This window comes from Mesorhizobium sp. B283B1A (genome assembly GCF_020165735.1).
GTDB lineage: Bacteria > Pseudomonadota > Alphaproteobacteria > Rhizobiales > Rhizobiaceae > Mesorhizobium > Mesorhizobium opportunistum.
In genome coordinates this window covers 1-17,894 of the sequence record NZ_JAIUIQ010000038.1, presented here as the reverse complement: position 1 = coordinate 17,894, position 17,894 = coordinate 1, and the positions used below count along the sequence as shown (strand labels likewise).

The following is a 17,894-nucleotide window of genomic DNA, read 5'->3' as shown; positions in this document are numbered from 1 at the left end:
GCGGTCGCGATCACATGACGACGACCGGGTTTTTCTTCGAAACGCGGCTGTAGAGGTCGATGATGTCCTGGTTGATCAGGCGCACGCAGCCCGACGACATCGCCTGGCCGATGCTCCACCATTCGGGCGAGCCGTGGATGCGATAGCCGGTGTCCTTGCCGTCCTGGTAGATGTAGAGCGCGCGCGCGCCGAGCGGGTTGGTCAGGCCGCCGGGCTGGCCGCCCTGCCATTTCACCAGTTCCGGCTTGCGCTGGATCATCTCGGGCGGCGGCGTCCAGGTCGGCCATTCCCTGCCGTACTGGATGTTGGCGCGGCCGGACCAGCGGAAGCCGTCCTTGCCGATGCCGACGCCGTAGCGGATGGCATCGCCTCCCGGCTGGACCAGATAGAGCATGCGCTCCTTGAGGTGGACGACGATGGTGCCGGGCGCCTCGCCTGTGGTGTCGACGACGATTTGGCGGCGGAATTCCGGCTTGATCTTCAGGTACGGCACTTCAGGCACGTTGAAGCCGTTGTCGGTCAAGGCGGCGTACATGACATCGGCGCCGGTGATGTTCTTGTCGACGCTGATCGCGGGCCGCATCTGCGGCACCGAACCGGTTACCGTATTGTCGAGTTGGAGCATCGGCATACCGCCGTCCGCGGAGGTCGAGCAGCCTGCGGCGCTGAGCAGCGCCAGCGCGCCTGCGCCGGACAGGACGGCGCGGCGGGAAAGATGAAGATCGGTATCGATTGCGCCGCCGTTTCGTGGCGGCGTCGGACCTCGCGGCAACTCACGCATGTACCCAAACCCTACGCTGTCGGCGGGAAGCACGGTCCGGCCGGATAGCGGGCATTTTCGTCATTCATGGTTGATAAAGCGTGAATATCTGTGTCGCCTGCGTTCGAGCATGGCTTGGCGGTGTTCGTCCGCTTCCGACGACGTCAGCCGAGCGGCGGCTTTCAGTCGGGAATGGCGCAAAAACAAAAAACAGGCCCCCTTTACATTCTCACAGGGCTCAGGATTTATCCTTCTCTTTAACCCTAGGGAGACAAGCATGTCCTTCGAAAACTGGGCCGCTTTCGCCGCCGCGTCGAGCATCCTCCTCATCATTCCAGGTCCGACGATCCTGCTGGTCGTGTCCTATGCGCTAGGCCAAGGCTGGCGCACCGCCTTGCCGATGGCGGTCGGCGTGGCGCTCGGCGATTTCACCGCCATGACACTGTCGATGCTGGGCATTGGCGCCCTGCTTGCGGCCTCGGCGACCATCTTCACCGTCCTGAAGCTGATCGGCGCCGGCTATCTGATCTATCTCGGCGTAAAGCTGTTTCGCGCCGGCGGCACGCTGAAGGCCGAGCCGCGCACCGATACAGTGTCGGCGGCCAAGATGATGGCGCATGCCTGGCTGGTCACCGCTCTCAACCCGAAAAGCATCACCTTCTTCGTCGCCTTCCTGCCGCAGTTCCTCGACCGGCATGCCAGTTTCTGGACGCAGATGCTGATCTTCGAGACGACCTTCCTGGCACTCGCCTTCGCCAATGCCTTCGGTTATGCGCTGGTCGCCGCGCGCGCCCGCAACGTCGTGCGCAATCCCAAGGCGATCCGCATCTTCAACCGCACCGGCGGCACGCTGTTGGTCGGCGCCGGCATCGCCACGGTGGCGATGCGCTCGGGTAATTGAGGCGGCATAAATTCAAGGAGCCGCGGCACCGCGGGCCCTGAAGACGCGCGGTGCTGCCCGTTCACAGGCGTCACCAATTCACAGGCATCACCATTTGACGCTGAAGCCCAGATTGCCCTCGAGGATGCGGCGCTTGTCGCCGCCGAGATTGGTGGTGTAGTCGCCGGTGGCGAAGATGCTGACCTTATCGGTGACCTTGGCCACGACGCCGCCGCCGAATTCGAACGAGGTCGATCGGCCCTCGGTCGCTATATCGGTGGTGTCGAAGCTGACGGTGTCGGTGCCGCCGAAATCGTGCCAGAAATTGGCTTTGAGGTAGGGCTGCACGGCCAAGCCGTTGATCGTTGTCTCGCCTTGCAGCCGCGCGCCCAGCCGGCCGGTGACGCTGCTGTCGGTGCCGAACGAAACCGACGAGAAGCGGTCCTCGGTATCGTCCAGCGACAAATGCTGCCAGACCAGTTGCGCTTGCGGCTCGAGCGTCCAGCCCTGTCCCAGCGCTATGGGATAGCCGCCTTCCAGCGAGGCCGTGACACCGGTGCCGTCGACATCGATGCCGACGCCGCGCGACGACGTCGCGTCGCCACCGAAGAACGTGGCCATCAGGACGCCGTCGAGGTACCAGCCGCCCTGGCCGATGCGGGTCCAGTAACCACCGACACTGGTGCCGTTGACGTCGAGCTTGCCGACCGACAGATCGTTTTGTCCCAGCGCCTGGCCGCTCACGTCGCCCTTCATGCTGCCATAGGCGACGAACAGGCCGGCGCGATCGATACCACCTGAAGCGGTCTCGCGTCCGAACACGTCGAAGCCTGCCTGAAGGCCGAACAGCGTGCCGTCGAAGGAGGGCGACACCGTTCCCGACCAGCCCATCTTGGAGTCCTGGCCGAAAATGCGGCCCCATACCGGCGACATCTCGGTGCCCGACAGCAGGCTCTGTTCGCCGCGCCGCTCGTGGAAGGTGCCGAGTGTCGTCATCGCCAGATGTTCGGCCACCGGCGGCAAGGCCGAATAGACCGGCACCTCGATGCGATAGAGCAGGATCTGCTCACCCGGTGCCGGGGTTGGCAGGTCAGGCACGACGGTAGGCACAACAGGTGGGGGCGGCGGTGGATCCGCAGGCGGTGCCGGTGGTGGTGGCGGAGGCGGCGCGGGTTCCGGGTCAGCGGCCTGCACCGGCGGCGTCGGGTCGACCGGCGGGTTGTTGATGTCGCCCTCGGTCGGCACAGGCACCGGTGGCAGATTCGACGGCGGTGGCGGTGGAGGCTCGGCCGCGGGCGGTTCGGGTTGGAGATTTGGCGCGGGTTCCAGCGCAGACGGCGCCGCCGCAGGCGACGTCGGCGTTATCAGCGTCGAGCGCAGATACCAGTTCTCCCCGCTGCCGGCGCTGACGCCACCCTTGAACAGGTAATATTCGAAAGCGCCTGCCGCGACCGGCGCGTCGAGGGCAAAGGCACTGGCGCTGGATGTGGCACCGTTGATCGCCTGGACGACCATGATGCCGTCCGCGGTGGTCTCGGCGCCTGCGCCGCCGACATTGATCACCCCGATGCCGGTCGAGCCGGACGCCGTTCCTCCCGACAGGATCAGCTTGTCGGAAGCGGACGTGTCATCGCCAAGTTCGGTCTGGATGAGGAGCAGCCCGCCGAGTGCGGTATAGCTGCCTGATATCGTCAGCTGGTCGGTGGCGCCGGTTGTGCCGTTGGTCAGGTCGATACGGCCGGCATTGACGACATTGGCCAACTGGCCGGACGTGAAGGCTTGGATCGCCGAGTTGAAGCCGCCGCCATAGAGCGTGCTTGCCTGATCGACATTGAGCGACCCGGTGCCCGTGCCGCTGTCGCCGAGCACGAGATTGCCGTCCAACATCAACTGGGTGTCGTTGGTGGCGTTGATCGTCTCCCAGTTCTGGACCCTGGCGATCCCCTCCAGCTTGACGTTGTCGAACGTGAGCGTGTCGGTGCCTGCACCGCCCGTGATCGCCTTGGTGTCGCCGAGATTGCCATTGGTGAGGTTGCTGAGCTTGGCGGTGTCGTTGTCGCCGCCCAGATCGACGGAACCATAGATAATGCCGCCGCCGTTCCAGACGAAATTGTCGGAAGCAAAGCTCATCAGCACATCGCCGCCGACCGTGCCGCCGGTCACTGTCACGCTGTCGTCGCCGCCGCTGACACTGATGTTGCCGCCGATCGTGCCGCCCGACAGGATGATGGTGTCCTTGTCGAAACCGGTGACGAGGTTGCGGTCGATGATGCCGCCGGACATGTTGAAATAGTTCTGGTCGAGCTTCATGTTGACACGGCCGATGCGCCCGCCGGTCATCACGGCACGATCGCCGTCGTCGAAGAAATCGACGATGCGCCCACCGGTCATGGTGAACGTGTCCAGCCCGTCGCCCTGGTTGAGCGAACCAATCTGGCCGCCGCTCATGTTGAAGTCGTCGATGCCGGCGCCCTGCTGCACATTGCCGGCGACAGTGCCGGCGCCGATAGTGAAGAAATCCGTGCCGCCACCCTGATCGACCGTGCCGGTGATGGTGCCGGACTGCATGTCGATGCGGTCCGTTCCGACGCCAAAGGTGACGTTCCCGCTGATCTGCCCGGTACCACCTGCGGGAAAGTTCAGCGTGTTGTCGCCGTCGGTATCGGTGAGGCTTCCGCCCGAATTGCCACTATCGCAGGTGTAAACGGTATTCCCCGCGGTTGGGCCCAGCACGCATGCCGCGAAGGCCGCGGAATTGGGCAGCAACGTCAGTGCTGTAGTTGCAAGAAAGCTAATAAGCCGTGGATTGAGTCGTTGCTGCCCTTGCCGCTGCAAAGCAACCGATTCGCTGGGGTACTCCGAATGACAGTTCGGAAGCTGTATTTCACTATGCCGCATCGCGTCCCCTCTCAGATCGCGATTTCAAGCCCGCCGCCGCGCCGCAATGAAGACACAATTCGTTCGCTTTTACAAAGCCTAATCTGCACCGCATGGTTGATGAACTGCAAAAACTACTGGAATGGACATGCGCGACATCCGGTTGGCGCGCCCGTGGCCCATGCGTTAAGATCGCTTTGGACCGAGGGGCAGCGTGCCCATGACGGTCCGATCGAGGGATTTCGCATGGCGATCAGGGATGGATTCGGCCTGGCATTTTCGGGCGCTACGGAAGCCGGGCTCACGCCTTACAGCCAGGCGGTGCGCGAATTGCAGTGCTTCATCGGCGATCCCGTAGCCTCGGTCGACCGCGCTATCGCGGAAAATCCCGGTTTCGTCATGGCCCATGTCTTCAAGGGCTATCTGTTTGGCCTTGCCACCGAGCGGGAGGCGACGGCCGTGGCCAGGGCCTGCCACGAGGTGGCCCTGCCGCTCGCCGCGACAACGCGCGAGCAGGCCCATGTCCTGGCCCTCGGTCACCTCGCCAACGGGCGCTGGCATGATGCCGCCGGCATTCTCGAGGACATCGCCATCGATTTCCCGCTCGACGCCGTGGCATTGCAGGTCGGTCACCAGGTCGACTTCTTCACCGGCAATGCCCGCATGCTGCGCGACCGCATCGCCCGCGCCCTGCCATCGTGGCAAAGCGGCATGCCCGGCTACCATGCCATCCTCGGCATGCAGGCCTTCGGGCTGGAGGAGATGGGCGACTATGGCAGGGCCGAGAGGCTTGGCCGCGCGGCGGTCGAGATCGAGCCGCGCGACGGCTGGGCGCAGCACGCGGTTGCCCATGTCATGGAAATGCAAAGCCGGCAAAGGGATGGCATTGCCTGGATGCGCGCCGATCTCGAGGCGTGGACGCGGGAAAGCTTCCTGCAGGTGCACAATTGGTGGCACCTGGCGCTGTTTCACTACGATCTCGGCGAGACCGATGAGGTGCTGGCGCTCTATGACGGGCCGATCTACGGCACGCCGTCGGCGATGGCGCTGAATATGGTCGATGCGTCGGCGATCCTGTGGCGGCTTTATCTCGGCGGCGTCGATGTCGGCGATCGCTGGGCTGCGCTCGCCGCCAACTGGCCCAAGGTGGGCGCCGGCAACTATGCCTTCAACGACGCGCACGCGATGATGGCCTTTGTCGGGGCCGGTCTCGACGCGGCAGCCCTTGGCTTGCTCGAGGCGCAGCGTGAGGCCATGCATGGCAGCGACGACAATGCGGCTTTCACCCGCGATGTCGGCCATCCGCTGACGCGGGCGATCAAGGCATTCGGCGAGGGCAACTACGCCGAAACCATACGCTTGGTCAGGCCGATCCGGGCGATCGCCCATCGTTTCGGCGGCAGCCACGCACAGCGCGATGTCATCGACCTGACGCTGATCGAAGCCGCCTTGCGAGCCGGTGACGGCGCGCTTGCCAGGGCGCTCACGGCCGAGCGTTCGGCGGCGCGGCCGGACAGTCCGCTGTCGGTGCTTTTTTCGCGACGCGCCGCCGATTTGTCGGAGAATTGACCCGAAGCGGATCTTGCCTTAAAAACTGGCTCGGCCAGATTTTTTCGAGATCCGAAAAAAATAATGGCATGGGAGGATAACATGTATCTCGGCCTCGACCTGGGCACGTCGGGCGTCAAGGCGCTGCTGATCGATGCCGGACAATCCGTCATCGGCTCCGGCCATGGTTCGCTTGACGTCTCGCGGCCGCATCCCGGCTGGTCCGAACAGGATCCTTCGTACTGGATACGCGCCTGCGAAGAGGCGATTGCCGAACTGAAAGCTTCGCATCCCCGGCAGTTCGCGGCGGTGAAAGGCATCGGCCTGTCGGGCCAGATGCATGGCGCGACCTTGCTCGATGCCGCCGATCATGTGCTGCGGCCCTGTATCCTGTGGAACGACACGCGCAGTCATGTCGAGGCGGCAGCGCTGGACGCCGATCCGCGTTTCCGCGCACGCACCGGCAACATCGTCTTTCCTGGCTTCACCGCGCCCAAGCTCGCCTGGGTGAAGAACAACGAGCCCGCGGTCTTCGCCAAAGTGACCAAGGTTCTGCTGCCGAAGGATTTCCTGCGGCTTTGGCTGACCGGCGAACACATTTCGGAAATGTCCGACGCGGCCGGCACGGCCTGGCTCGATGTCGGCAAGCGCCGCTGGTCCGCGGACCTGCTCGCCGCTACCTCGCTCGACGAGAAACAAATGCCGGCCCTTGTCGAGGGCACCGAGAAGGCCGGCGGATTGCGCAGCGAATTGGCGTCGAAATGGGGCGTCGAGGCCGGCATCCCGATTGCCGGCGGCGCCGGCGACAATGCGGCTTCGGCCTGCGGCATGGGCACGGTCGGTGCCGGCCATGCCTTTGTTTCGCTGGGCACGTCGGGCGTGCTGTTTGCCGCCAACGCATCCTATCTGCCCAACCCGGCAAGCGCGGTCCACACCTTTTGCCATGCGCTGCCCAACACCTGGCACCAGATGGGGGTCATCCTGTCGGCGACCGATTCGCTAAACTGGCTGTCGGAGATCACGGGCAAGGGCGCGGGCGACCTGACAACGGAACTCGGCGATGCGTTGAAGGCACCGAGCGGCGTGTCCTTCCTGCCCTACCTTTCGGGCGAGCGCACACCGCATAATGATTCCGCCATTCGCGGCTCCTTCACCGGGCTGGCGCATGAATCGAGCCGTGCGGTGCTGACCCAGGCGGTGCTCGAAGGCGTCGCCTTTGCCTTCCGCGACAGCCTCGAAGCCCTGAAGACAGCCGGCACCGTGCTGACGCGCGTGACCGCGATCGGCGGCGGCTCGCGCTCGCGTTACTGGCTGAAGGCGATCGCCACCGCGCTGCAGCTGCCGGTGGATATTCCAGCCGACGGCGATTTCGGGGCCGCCTTCGGCGCCGCCAGGCTCGGCCTGATCGCGGCGACCGGCGCGGATCCGCTGGCGGTGTGCACGGCGCCGAAGACGGACGCCACGATCGAACCGGATGCAGCACTTGGCGGCGCGTATGCGGATGGTTACCAGCGCTACCGGGCGCTGTACCCGGCGATCAGGGCTGTGACCGCGTGAGTCAGCGCGAGGCGCCCCCCTCTGCCCTGCCGGGCATCTCCCCCTCTAGGGGGGAGATCGGCAGCGTTGACGGCTTTGCTCGTCTTGCAAGGTTGATAATTAGCGAAGGCGGGAAAGACAGCCAATCTTCCCCCTTGAGGGGGAGATGCCCGGCAGGGCAGAGGGGGGCGCCTCGCACCTGCTTCACCCAGAAACCCTCACTGCGTCGGCACCTTGTCGAGGAAGCCGGTGACGCTCTTCAGGCGGCCGTTCTCGATGATGCCGATATCCGTGCCTTCGATAACGGACGGCGTGCCCTCCGGGCCGAGATTCCAGGAGAAGCGGATCTTGTCGGCAAACCCGTCCGGCGTGCCGTTCAGCGAGAACCGGAAGCCGGCAAAGCGCTGCTGCACGCCGTCGATCAGGGCCGCGACGCCTTCGTGTCCGTCGCCCTGCATGATCGGATCGTGATAGCTGACGTCTTCGGTGAAGGTGGCCTTCAGCAGTTCGGCGCGGCGGCTGGCATCGCTTTCGTTCCAGGCGGTGATGTAGCCCTCGGCGATTGTGTTGAGGTCGGTCATGCTCTGTCTCCTTTGCTTGACGGCTTTGACATGAGCCTTTTCGACCACCGCAGACCCGAAACCAATTACGCCTGAGGTAATCAAGGCGAATTACCCGAGCCCAATTCGAGAGAGGACAGAAATCATGAGCAGCGGATTTTTCGGCGACATCCAGAAGATCAAATACGAGGCACCGGATTCGACCAATCCGCTGGCCTACCGGTTCTACAACCCCGATGAGGTGGTAGCGGGCAAGCGGCTGGAAGACCATTTGCGCTTCGCCGTCGCCTACTGGCATTCCTTCGCCTGGCCCGGCGGCGATCCGTTCGGCGGCCAGACTTTCGACCGCCCGTGGTTCCCCAAGGCCGGCGGCGTCGACACGATGGAACTGGCGAAACTGAAAGCCGACGTCGCCTTCGAGATGTTCTCGCTGCTCGGCGCGCCCTATTTCTGCTTCCACGACGCCGACGTGCGGCCGGAGGGCAAGGACTTTTCCGAAAGTGCCGCTCGCCTCGACGAGATTGCGGACTACTTTGCCGGCAAGATGAAGCAGACCGGCGTCAAGCTCTTGTGGGGCACGGCGAACCTGTTCTCCAACCGCCGCTTCATGTCGGGCGCCGCCACCAATCCCGATCCGGATGTCTTTGCCTATGCGGCGGCGACGGTGAAAAGCTGCATCGACGTCACCAAGCGGCTGAAGGGTGAGAACTACGTGCTGTGGGGCGGCCGCGAAGGCTATGAGACGCTGCTCAACACCGATCTTGCCCGCGAGCAGGAACAGGCTGGCCGTTTCCTCAGCCTCGTCGTCGACTACAAGCACAAGATCGGCTTCAAGGGCACCATCCTGATCGAGCCGAAGCCGCAGGAGCCGACCAAGCACCAGTACGATTACGACGTCGCCACCGTTTACGGCTTCCTCAAGCGCTTCGGCCTGGAGAAGGAAGTAAAACTCAACATCGAGCAGGGCCATGCCATCCTGGCCGGCCATTCCTTCGAGCACGAGCTGGCGCTGGCCAACGCGCTCGGCGTCTTCGGCTCGATCGACATGAACCGCAACGACTACCAGTCGGGCTGGGACACCGACCAGTTCCCCAACAACGTGCCGGAAATGGCGCTGGCTTATTATCAGGTCCTGCAGGCCGGCGGCTTCAAGACCGGCGGCACCAACTTCGACGCCAAGCTGCGCCGCCAGTCGCTCGATCCGCAGGATCTGCTGATCGGCCATATCGGCGGCATGGATGCCTGCGCACGCGGCCTGAAGGCCGCCGCCCGCATGGTCGAGGACAAGGCACTGTCCGGGCCCCTTGCCGAGCGCTATGCCGGCTGGAACAGCGCCGAGGCCAAGGCAATGCTGTCGGGCAAGCGCACGCTGGAGGAGATCGCCGAGCGCGTGGTGAAGAAGAAGATCGAGCCGCAGCCGCGCTCCGGCCGCCAGGAACTGCTGGAAAATATCGTCAACCGTTACGTCTGAGACGGAAGGCCGATTCGTATTGCTCGAGGGCGGCTGGGTAACACTCCCGCCGCCCTGGAACAGCCTGCGCCAAAGCGCCCGTCCGGCGACAAGCTTTTGCCCCCAGACGCCCCTCAATGGCCTCGCTCTTGCCTTCAAACAGCCGTCACGTATCTCGTATAAGAGGGACCTGTGGCGGGTGAAAAGGAAGGAGGCGAACCGATATGCAGCACGAACGCGAAATCGACGCCCTACTGGCATCCGGCGAGACCGGATCGATCATCGACCGGCTGATGGCGCTGCCGAGGCCGACCGACGACGTGAAAAACCAATGGGATCGCGCCGTCAGCAACCGTTTTGAAGTCCGGCTGGCGAGACAGATGCGCTCGCAGATCGACGCTGGCGGCGATCGTCAGAACGCCGCATAATCTCCCCGAACTAAAACTATCCTCGGCGCAGCCTGACCGGTGCTTCGCCGAAAGCTCTTGAAAACGCTCTGGAAAATGCCGCGGCGGACGAGAACCCTGTGCGCCCGGCAATATCCGCCATGGCCACCCGCGTGTCGACCACCAGCCGGCGCGCCGCGCCCAGCCGCAGCCTGAGATAGTAGGCGCCCGGGGTCTCCCCGATCGATCTCCGAAAAATGCTTTCCAAGGTGCGCGCCGTCACCCCGGCACGCATGGCTATGGCCTCTATGGTCAGCGGCTGGTCGACATGCGATTCCATCAGCCGGATGGCCTGCGCCAGGCGCGGATCGTAGCCGTCGAGCCGGCCGAGCGAGACCAATGGCTGTGCGTCGGTCGCGGCACGGGCCTGGTCGTAGATGAAGACGCTGGCGACATCGAGCGCCACGGCCATGCCGAGCCGCGTGCGAATCAAATGCAACATCAGGTCGAAGGTCGGCGAGGCGCCGCCTGAGGTGAACACCGGCCCGTCGATGACATAGCGATCCGGGCGGACATCGACGCCGGGAAAGGCCGACGAGAAATCCTCCATGTCTTCCCAGTGAGTGGTGGCGCTGCGCCCCTCCAGCAGGCCGGCGCGGGCCACTAGCCAGGTGCCGGCCTCGACGCCGCCGCATGCGCGGGCCGCGCGAGCCGCTCGCCGCAGCCCTGACAGCAGCGCTGTCGTGGCATAATTCTGGGTGCCGAAACCGGCGACGACGACGAGAACGTCGGTTGGCTCGGCCGCGTCGAAGCGCCCGCTGACCGCCACCGGCAGCCCGCATGTGGTGACCGGAGCCTCGCCGGTCACCGAGACCAGCTTGAAACCGAACAAGGTCTCGCCGGAGATGCGATTGGCGGCGCGCAGCGGATCGACGGCCGAGGCCACGCACATGATCGACGAGCCGGAAAACACCAGCAGCGTCACCTTGAGCGGCGAGCGCTCGGCGCGAAAGATAGTCGGTTTTTCGCTTTTGATCATGGAAGCTTCGTAAAACGCAAAACAGTTTCCGGCAAGTCAGTCATTGTTGAAATCTGTTTCTATGGGAGGAGAGTTCCATGCCGCTCGCGATGAACCGTGAGGTCTTCATTACCTGTGCCGTGACCGGATCCGGCGGGTCGCAGGATCGCAGCCCGCATGTGCCGCGCTCGCCCAAGCAGATCGCCGATTCGGCCATCGACGCGGCCAAGGCCGGTGCCGCGATCGTCCACTGCCATGTGCGCGACCCCGAAACCGGCAAGCCTAGGCGCGACGTGCATCTCTACCGCGAAGTCACCGAGCGCATCCGCGAAGCCAATGTCGATGTCGTGCTCAATCTCACAGCCGGCATGGGTGGCGACATGGTCTTCGGCTCGCCCGAAGCCCCGCTGCCGCTCAACGAAAAGGGCACCGACATGGGCGGCGCCACCAACCGCATGGAGCATGTGCGCCAGTGCCTGCCGGAAATCTGCACGCTGGATTGCGGCACCATGAACTTCGCCGAGGCAGACTACGTCATGACCAACACGCCCGGCATGCTGCGCGCCATGGGCGGCATGATGACGGCGCTCGGCGTCAAGCCGGAGATCGAGGCCTTCGACACCGGCCATCTCTGGTTCGCCAAGCAGCTGGTCGAGGAGAAGGTGCTCAATCCCGATGCGCTGGTGCAGCTCTGCATGGGCGTGCCGTGGGGCGCGCCTGACGACCTCAACACCTTCATGGCCATGGTCAACAACGTGCCCTCGACCTGGAACTGGTCGGCCTTCGCCATCGGCCGCAACCAGATGGCCTATGCCGCCGCGGCGGTGCTGGCCGGCGGCAATGTCCGCGTCGGGCTGGAAGACAATCTCTGGCTCGACAAGGGCGTGCTGGCCACCAACGCGCAACTGGTCGAGCGCGCTGCCAGCATCGTCACCAATCTCGGCGCCAGGATCATCGGACCGGAAGAAGTGCGCAAGAAGCTGAACCTGACCAAGCGGGCGCCGATCGCCGCGTGATTTGAGGGAGTCGACGATGACAACCGTCAAATTCACCGCGATGAAGGATGGCGACAGGGACGACTACGAGTTCCTGACCGCGCATGAAGTCGACTACGCCGCCAAGACCGGCGAGCGTTTGCTCGACGCGCTGGTGCAGCTCGACGAGGGCCTCTCCGGCTACAAGATCACGCGGCTCGGCCATTCGCTGCAGGCGGCGACGCGCGCCTGGCGTGACGGCGCCGACACCGACTGGATCGCCTGCGCGGTGCTGCACGACATCGGCGACATCTACGCGCCCTATAATCACGATGAGTATGCCGCTTCGATCCTGAAGCCCTTCGTGCGCGAGCAATGCACCTGGGTGGTGGAAAAGCACGGCGATTTCCAGCGCCTCTATTACGCCCATCATCTGGGCGGCAATCGCCATGCCCGCGACCGCTTCGCCGGCCACGCCTATTTCGACGATTGCGACCAGTTTTGCGAACGCTGGGACCAGTCGAGCTTCGACCCCGACTACGACACGCTGCCGATCGAGTTTTTCCGGCCCTTCGTGCTCGAGGTCTTTGCCCGCAAGGCCTACGACCCCTCGGTCATTCGCGCCGGCGAGCGCGTGCCCCTCGTCGATCCCACAACAGCCAAGACAAGAACCGGAGCATCCGCATGAGCATCGTCAACAAGGCAGCCGCCATCGGCGGCGGTGTCATCGGCGCCGGCTGGGTGGCGCGCCTGCTCTTGAACGGCATCGACGTGTCGATCTTCGATCCGGATCCCGAGGCCTCGCGCAAGGTTTCGGAAGTGATGAAAGGCGCGCGGCGCGCCTACAAGCAGATGGTTCCCGGCGGCCTGCCCAAGGAGGGCAAGCTGACTTTCGCCAAGACCATTGCCGAAGCCGTGGCCGATGCCGATTTCATCCAGGAAAGCGTGCCGGAACGGCTCGACCTCAAGCACCGTGTGCTGGCCGAGATCGACACCCATGCGCCGGCCAACGCCATCGTCGGCTCTTCCACCTCCGGCATCAAGCCGACCGACATGCAGGTGGCGATGAAGAAGCATCCGGAGCGGCTGGTCGTCGGCCATCCGTTCAACCCGGTCTATCTGCTGCCGCTGGTCGAGATCGTCGGCGGCGAGCAGACCTTTCCCGAGGCGATCGAGGTCGCCAGGGAGATCTATGCCTCGATCGGCATGAAGCCTGTCGTCATCCGCAAGGAGATAGAGGCCTTCGTCGGCGACCGCCTGCTCGAAGCGGCATGGCGCGAGGCGCTGTGGCTGATCAAGGACGGCATCTGCACCGTCGAGGAACTCGACGACATCATGCGCTATGGTTTCGGCCTGCGCTGGGCGCAGATGGGCATGTTCCAGGTCTATCGCGTCGCCGGCGGCGAGGCCGGCATGCGTCACTTCATGGCGCAGTTCGGGCCTTGCCTGAAATGGTCGTGGACCAAGCTGATGGACGTGCCGGAGTTCAACGACGAACTGGTCGACCTGATCGCCACCCAGTCGGACGACCAGGCTCACGGCCTGTCGATCCGCGAGTTGGAAAAGATCCGCGACGACAATCTGGTCGCGATCATGGATGCGCTGTCGAAGCAGAACAAGGGCAAGGGCTGGGGCGCCGGCGCCCTGCACAAGGACTATACCAGGCAGCTGGCCAAGCTGGCGGCGAAGAAGCCGGCGGCCTCCAAGGCAGCCGAGAAGGCCAAGGCCGGCAAGCCGGTGAAGAAAGCCGAAAAGCCGAAGAAAAAGAAGAAGGGCTAAGACCATGGATTTCGGTCTGTCGGAGGAACAGAAGCTCATTGTCGAGACCACGCGCGCCTTCGTCGAGAATGAGCTTTACCCGCATGAGCGCGAGGTCGAACGCACCGGCGTGCTGCGCCGCGAACTGATCGAGGAGATCAAGGCCAAGGCGATCGAAGCCGGTCTCTATGCCGCCAACATGCCCGCCGATGTCGGCGGCGCAGGCCTCGATACGGTGACCTGGCTGCTCTACGAAAAGGAACTCGGTCGCGCCAACTACGCGCTGCACTGGACTTGCGTGGCTCGCCCCTCCAACATCCTGCTCGCCGGCACGCCCGAACAACGCGAGAAATACCTGTTCCCTTGCATCCGTGGCGAGAAATGGGACTGCCTGGCGATGACCGAGCCGGGCGCCGGCTCGGACCTGCGCGGCATGAAGGCGACCGCCGTGCAGGACGGCGACGACTGGGTGCTGAACGGCACCAAGCATTTTATCTCCCACGCCGATCTTGCCGATTTCGCCATTTGTTTCATGGCCTCGGGAGAGGAAGAAACGGCGCGCGGCAAGCGCAAGAAGATCACCGCCTTCTTCGTCGACAAGGGTACCAAGGGTTTCACGGTGCGCGACGGCTACCGCAACGTCTCGCATCGCGGCTACACCAACGCCATTCTTGAATTCGACGATTGCCGTTTGCCGGCAAGCCAGGTTCTCGGCGAGGTGCACAAGGGCTTTGACGTCGCCAATTCCTGGCTCGGCGCCACGCGCCTGCAGGTCGGCGCCACCTGTCTCGGCCGCGCCGAGCGGGCGCTCGGCCACGCTATCGAATATTCCGCGCAGCGCCAGCAGTTCGGCCAGCAGATCGGCAAGTTCCAGGGCGTGTCGTTCAAGCTCGCCGACATGGCGACGGAGCTCAAGGCCGCCGACCTGATGGTGTTCGAAGCTGGCTGGAAGTACGATCAGGGCACTGTCACCGACCAGGATATGGCCATGGCCAAGCTGAAGGCCACCGAAATGCTCGCTTTCGTCGCCGACGAGGCGATCCAGATCCATGGCGGCATGGGGCTGATGGACGACCTGCCGCTGGAGCGCATCTGGCGCGACGCCCGCGTCGAACGCATCTGGGAAGGCACGTCGGAAATCCAGCGTCACATCATTTCGCGGGCGCTGCTGCGCCCGTTCGGGGCATGACATATGCACAAGCTTGAGCGTCTCCTGCGCCCAAAATCGATCGCCGTGTTCGGTGGCGTGCAGGCCGCCGCCGTGGTCGCGCAATCGATCAAGATGGGCTTTGCCGGCGAAATCTGGCCGGTGCACCCCATCAAGGACGAGGTTGCCGGACGCAAGGCGTACCGGTCCGTGGCGGACCTGCCCGGCGCGCCGGATGCCGCCTTTGTCGGCGTCAACCGGCATTTGACCATCGAGGTCGTCAAAGCGCTGGCCGAGCGGGGTGCGGGCGGCGCCGTCTGCTTTGCCGCCGGCTTCCTCGAAACCGAGGCCTATGACGATGATGGCGAGCGGCTGCAGGCCGAGCTGGTGGCGGCGGCGGGCGAGATGCCGATCATCGGACCCAACTGCTACGGCCTGATCAATTATGCCGATGGCGCGCTGCTGTGGCCCGACCAGCATGGCGGCATCCGGCTGGGGGAAGGTGGCAAAGGCGTCGCCATCATCACCCAGTCCTCCAACATCGCCATCAACATGACGATGCAGAAGCGCGGCCTGCCGATCGCCTTCCTGATGACCGCCGGCAACCAGGCGCAGACCGGCCTCTCTGAAATGGCATTGGGCCTGATCGAGGACGAGCGGGTGACCTCGCTCGGCCTGCACATCGAGGCCTTCGATTCGGTAGCCGGCTTTGAAAGACTGGCCGCGCGTGCCCGCGAGCTGAAAAAGCCGATCATCGCCATGAAGGTCGGCCGTTCCGAGCAGGCGCGGCAGGCGACGGTCTCGCACACCGCGTCGCTCGCCGGCTCGGACGCGGCCTCGGGCGCCTTCCTTAGGCGGCTCGGCATCGCCCGTGTCGATTCCATTCCAGCCTTCATCGAAGCGCTGAAGCTGCTGCATATCACCGGCCCGCTCCCCGGCTATCGCCTGTCGTCGATGAGCTGTTCGGGAGGCGAGGCCTCCGTCATGGCCGACAGCGCCGAAGGGCGCTGGGTCAACTTCCCGGTTCTCACCGACAGACATCGCGCCCATGTCAAATCGACGCTCGGGCCGCTGGTCGCAGTCGCCAACCCGCTCGACTACCACACCTTCATCTGGAACAACGAACCGGCGATGACGGCCACCTTCACCGCCATGGTGTCGGGCGGCTTCGACCTCAACATGCTGGTGCTCGACTTTCCGCGCCCGGATCGTTGCTCGGTCACCGACTGGTGGGCGACACTGCGCGCCTTCGAATCGGCGCTGAAGACCAACAAGGCGCACGGCGCGATCGTCTCCTCGCTGCCGGAGAACCTGCCCGAGGAATACACCGCCGAGCTCATGGCGCGGGGCATGGTTCCACTGTTCGGCATTTCGGAGGCGATGGACGCCGCCCAGGCCGCGGCCTTCATCGGCTGGGCCTGGCGCGAGCCGCAGGCGCAGCCGGTCGACACCTCCGCCTCGGGTGCCGCTGGTGGGGAGCATGTCACGCCTGACGAGGCGCAAGCCAAGGCGCGGCTGATCATGGCCGGCTTGCCGGTACCGAAGGGCGAGCGTGCCGGCAATGCCGTCGAGGCGGTGATCTCGTCGATGGCACTCGGCTTTCCCGTCGCCCTGAAGGCGCTGGGCGTCACCCATAAATCCGAGGTCGGCGCTGTCAGGCTGAACCTCAAGGATGCGGAATCGGTCAGCACGGCGGCGCATGATCTGCTGCCGCTCGGCACCGGGCTCTATGTCGAGCGCATGGTGCGCGACGGCGTCGCCGAACTGATCGTCGGCTTCACCCGCGACCCGATGTTCGGCGCGGTGATGACGCTTGGCACCGGCGGCGTGCTGGTCGAATTGCTGCGCGACAGCGTAACGCTGATGCTGCCGGCAACGCGCGACGACATTGAGGCCGCACTGCGCGGCCTCAAGCTGTTCCCGCTGCTCGAAGGCTATCGCGGCCGGCCGAAGGCCGATGTCCAGGCCGCCATCGATGCCATCGCGGGTATCGCCGCCTTCGTGCAGATGAATGCCGGCGAGATCGAGGAGCTGGACATCAACCCGCTGATCGTCTGCGCCGAAGGCAAAGGCGCCTGGATCGCCGACGCGCTGCTGGTGCTGGGAGAGAACAAGAATGTCTGACGTCATTTCGACCCGCCGCGAGGGCACCATCCTCGAGGTCACGCTCGACCGGCCCAAGGCCAACGCCATCGACCTGAAGACGTCACGGCTGATGGGCGAGACCTTCAAGGCGTTCCGCGATGATCCGGAGCTTCGCGTCGCCATCGTCAAGACCGCGGGCGACAAGTTCTTCTGCGCCGGCTGGGACCTGAAGGCGGCTGCCGGCGGCGACGCGGTCGACGGAGATTATGGCGTCGGCGGCTTTGCCGGCCTCCAGGAGCTGCGCGACCTCAATAAGCCGGTCATTGCTTGCGTCAACGGCATGGCAGTCGGCGGCGGCTTCGAGCTGGCGCTGTCCTGCGACCTCATCTACGCCTCCGACCATTCCTCCTTCGCACTGCCCGAAATCCGCGCCGGTACGCTTGCCGACGCCGCGACGATCAAGCTGCCGAAGCGCATTCCCTACCATGTCGCCATGGACCTTCTGCTCACCGGCCGCTGGATGGACGTCGCCGAGGCGCATCGCTGGGGGCTGGTCAACGAAGTGCTGCCCAAGGACAAGCTCGAGGACCGCGTCTGGGAGATCGCAAGGCTGCTCGCCGGCGGCCCGCCGCTGGTCTTCGCCGCGATCAAGGAGACCGCGCGCGTCGCCGAGGCGCTGACCTTCCAGGACGCCATGAACAAGGTCACGCGCCGCCAGTTGGCGACTGTCGATGCGCTCTACGGCTCCGAGGACAACATGGAGGGGTTTCGCGCCTTCGCAGAGAAGCGCGACCCGGTGTGGAAGGGGAAGTGAGCCATCTTACCCTCCCCTTGATGGGGAGGGTCGGACCGAAGGTCCGGGGTGGGGTGAAGCGCCGCGGGGGGGGGGGGGGGGGGGGGGGGGGGGGGGGGGGG

General features: G+C 64.7%; 15 protein-coding genes. 11 read left to right on the top strand and 4 right to left on the bottom strand.

What is annotated here, in order from left to right; all coding sequences use genetic code 11:
* Positions 1 to 10: 10 nt before the first annotated feature.
* On the bottom strand, positions 11 to 781 hold the full coding sequence (locus tag LB577_RS25840; protein ID WP_224689477.1) for a L,D-transpeptidase: 771 nt from the start codon (positions 779 to 781) through the stop codon (positions 11 to 13).
* 256 nt (positions 782 to 1,037) lie between these two features.
* On the opposite strand from LB577_RS25840, the gene LB577_RS25835 reads away from it, so the two are divergent.
* Complete coding sequence (locus LB577_RS25835) at positions 1,038 to 1,661, top strand: LysE family translocator (protein WP_224689476.1); 624 nt, start codon at positions 1,038 to 1,040, stop codon at positions 1,659 to 1,661.
* An 87-nt stretch (positions 1,662 to 1,748) separates the two neighbouring features.
* On the opposite strand, the gene LB577_RS25830 is transcribed toward LB577_RS25835, so the two are convergent.
* Positions 1,749 to 4,538: an autotransporter outer membrane beta-barrel domain-containing protein gene (locus LB577_RS25830; RefSeq protein ID WP_224689475.1), complete on the bottom strand. Its 2,790-nt coding sequence runs from the start codon at positions 4,536 to 4,538 to the stop codon at positions 1,749 to 1,751.
* A 225-nt stretch (positions 4,539 to 4,763) separates the two neighbouring features.
* Here LB577_RS25830 and LB577_RS25825 point away from each other — a divergent pair, with 225 nt between their 5' ends.
* Positions 4,764 to 6,086: a tetratricopeptide repeat protein gene (locus LB577_RS25825; RefSeq protein WP_224689474.1), complete on the top strand. Its 1,323-nt coding sequence runs from the start codon at positions 4,764 to 4,766 to the stop codon at positions 6,084 to 6,086.
* An 81-nt stretch (positions 6,087 to 6,167) separates the two neighbouring features.
* Positions 6,168 to 7,622, top strand: a complete 1,455-nt coding sequence (xylB, locus tag LB577_RS25820) for a xylulokinase (protein ID WP_224689512.1) — start codon at positions 6,168 to 6,170, stop codon at positions 7,620 to 7,622.
* 197 nt (positions 7,623 to 7,819) lie between these two features.
* Here the strand turns inward: xylB and LB577_RS25815 are convergent, their stop codons facing one another.
* On the bottom strand, positions 7,820 to 8,182 hold the full coding sequence (locus LB577_RS25815; protein WP_224689473.1) for a nuclear transport factor 2 family protein: 363 nt from the start codon (positions 8,180 to 8,182) through the stop codon (positions 7,820 to 7,822).
* A gap of 124 nt (positions 8,183 to 8,306) precedes the next feature.
* Here LB577_RS25815 and xylA point away from each other — a divergent pair, with 124 nt between their 5' ends.
* Positions 8,307 to 9,632, top strand: a complete 1,326-nt coding sequence (gene xylA / locus LB577_RS25810) for a xylose isomerase (RefSeq protein ID WP_224689472.1) — start codon at positions 8,307 to 8,309, stop codon at positions 9,630 to 9,632.
* A 203-nt stretch (positions 9,633 to 9,835) separates the two neighbouring features.
* Positions 9,836 to 10,039, top strand: coding sequence for a hypothetical protein (locus tag LB577_RS25805; RefSeq protein WP_013891685.1), 204 nt, complete (start codon positions 9,836 to 9,838; stop codon positions 10,037 to 10,039).
* Between the two features lie 16 nt (positions 10,040 to 10,055).
* Here LB577_RS25805 and LB577_RS25800 read toward each other — a convergent pair whose 3' ends face one another.
* Positions 10,056 to 11,036 (bottom strand): GlxA family transcriptional regulator, encoded by a 981-nt coding sequence (locus tag LB577_RS25800; protein ID WP_224689471.1) that lies wholly within the window; start codon positions 11,034 to 11,036, stop codon positions 10,056 to 10,058.
* Between the two features lie 77 nt (positions 11,037 to 11,113).
* On the opposite strand from LB577_RS25800, the gene LB577_RS25795 reads away from it, so the two are divergent.
* From LB577_RS25795 to LB577_RS25770, 6 genes are read left to right on the top strand one after another with little or no spacing between them, the layout of a single operon-like run.
* Positions 11,114 to 12,031, top strand: coding sequence for a 3-keto-5-aminohexanoate cleavage protein (locus LB577_RS25795; RefSeq protein ID WP_023775990.1), 918 nt, complete (start codon positions 11,114 to 11,116; stop codon positions 12,029 to 12,031).
* A gap of 16 nt (positions 12,032 to 12,047) precedes the next feature.
* A complete protein-coding gene (locus LB577_RS25790) occupies positions 12,048 to 12,677 on the top strand; it encodes an HD domain-containing protein (protein ID WP_023775989.1) in 630 nt (209 codons plus the stop codon).
* Positions 12,674 to 13,768 (top strand): 3-hydroxyacyl-CoA dehydrogenase NAD-binding domain-containing protein, encoded by a 1,095-nt coding sequence (locus LB577_RS25785; RefSeq protein ID WP_224689470.1) that lies wholly within the window; start codon positions 12,674 to 12,676, stop codon positions 13,766 to 13,768. Before LB577_RS25790 ends, LB577_RS25785 begins: the two co-directional genes overlap by 4 nt.
* Before the next feature lie 4 nt (positions 13,769 to 13,772).
* Positions 13,773 to 14,936: an acyl-CoA dehydrogenase family protein gene (locus LB577_RS25780; protein ID WP_013891680.1), complete on the top strand. Its 1,164-nt coding sequence runs from the start codon at positions 13,773 to 13,775 to the stop codon at positions 14,934 to 14,936.
* A 3-nt stretch (positions 14,937 to 14,939) separates the two neighbouring features.
* Positions 14,940 to 17,018, top strand: a complete 2,079-nt coding sequence (locus tag LB577_RS25775) for an acetate--CoA ligase family protein (RefSeq protein WP_224689469.1) — start codon at positions 14,940 to 14,942, stop codon at positions 17,016 to 17,018.
* Positions 17,011 to 17,793: a carnitinyl-CoA dehydratase gene (locus LB577_RS25770; protein WP_224689468.1), complete on the top strand. Its 783-nt coding sequence runs from the start codon at positions 17,011 to 17,013 to the stop codon at positions 17,791 to 17,793. The genes LB577_RS25775 and LB577_RS25770 overlap by 8 nt, the downstream gene beginning before the upstream one ends.
* Positions 17,794 to 17,894 lie beyond the last annotated feature (101 nt).

Bases quoted from the DNA above. Each gene is read 5' to 3' on its own strand.
- LB577_RS25840 (WP_224689477.1), bottom strand. From the start codon at position 781: ATGCGTGAGTTGCCGCGAGGTCCGACGCCGCCACGAAACGGCGGCGCA.
- LB577_RS25770 (WP_224689468.1), top strand. From the start codon at position 17,011: ATGTCTGACGTCATTTCGACCCGCCGCGAGGGCACCATCCTCGAGGTC.
- LB577_RS25775 (WP_224689469.1), top strand. From the start codon at position 14,940: ATGCACAAGCTTGAGCGTCTCCTGCGCCCAAAATCGATCGCCGTGTTC.
- LB577_RS25790 (WP_023775989.1), top strand. From the start codon at position 12,048: ATGACAACCGTCAAATTCACCGCGATGAAGGATGGCGACAGGGACGAC.
- LB577_RS25785 (WP_224689470.1), top strand. From the start codon at position 12,674: ATGAGCATCGTCAACAAGGCAGCCGCCATCGGCGGCGGTGTCATCGGC.
- LB577_RS25825 (WP_224689474.1), top strand. From the start codon at position 4,764: ATGGCGATCAGGGATGGATTCGGCCTGGCATTTTCGGGCGCTACGGAA.
- LB577_RS25805 (WP_013891685.1), top strand. From the start codon at position 9,836: ATGCAGCACGAACGCGAAATCGACGCCCTACTGGCATCCGGCGAGACC.
- LB577_RS25795 (WP_023775990.1), top strand. From the start codon at position 11,114: ATGCCGCTCGCGATGAACCGTGAGGTCTTCATTACCTGTGCCGTGACC.
- LB577_RS25830 (WP_224689475.1), bottom strand. From the start codon at position 4,538: ATGCGGCATAGTGAAATACAGCTTCCGAACTGTCATTCGGAGTACCCC.
- xylA (WP_224689472.1), top strand. From the start codon at position 8,307: ATGAGCAGCGGATTTTTCGGCGACATCCAGAAGATCAAATACGAGGCA.
- LB577_RS25815 (WP_224689473.1), bottom strand. From the start codon at position 8,182: ATGACCGACCTCAACACAATCGCCGAGGGCTACATCACCGCCTGGAAC.
- LB577_RS25800 (WP_224689471.1), bottom strand. From the start codon at position 11,036: ATGATCAAAAGCGAAAAACCGACTATCTTTCGCGCCGAGCGCTCGCCG.
- xylB (WP_224689512.1), top strand. From the start codon at position 6,168: ATGTATCTCGGCCTCGACCTGGGCACGTCGGGCGTCAAGGCGCTGCTG.
- LB577_RS25835 (WP_224689476.1), top strand. From the start codon at position 1,038: ATGTCCTTCGAAAACTGGGCCGCTTTCGCCGCCGCGTCGAGCATCCTC.
- LB577_RS25780 (WP_013891680.1), top strand. From the start codon at position 13,773: ATGGATTTCGGTCTGTCGGAGGAACAGAAGCTCATTGTCGAGACCACG.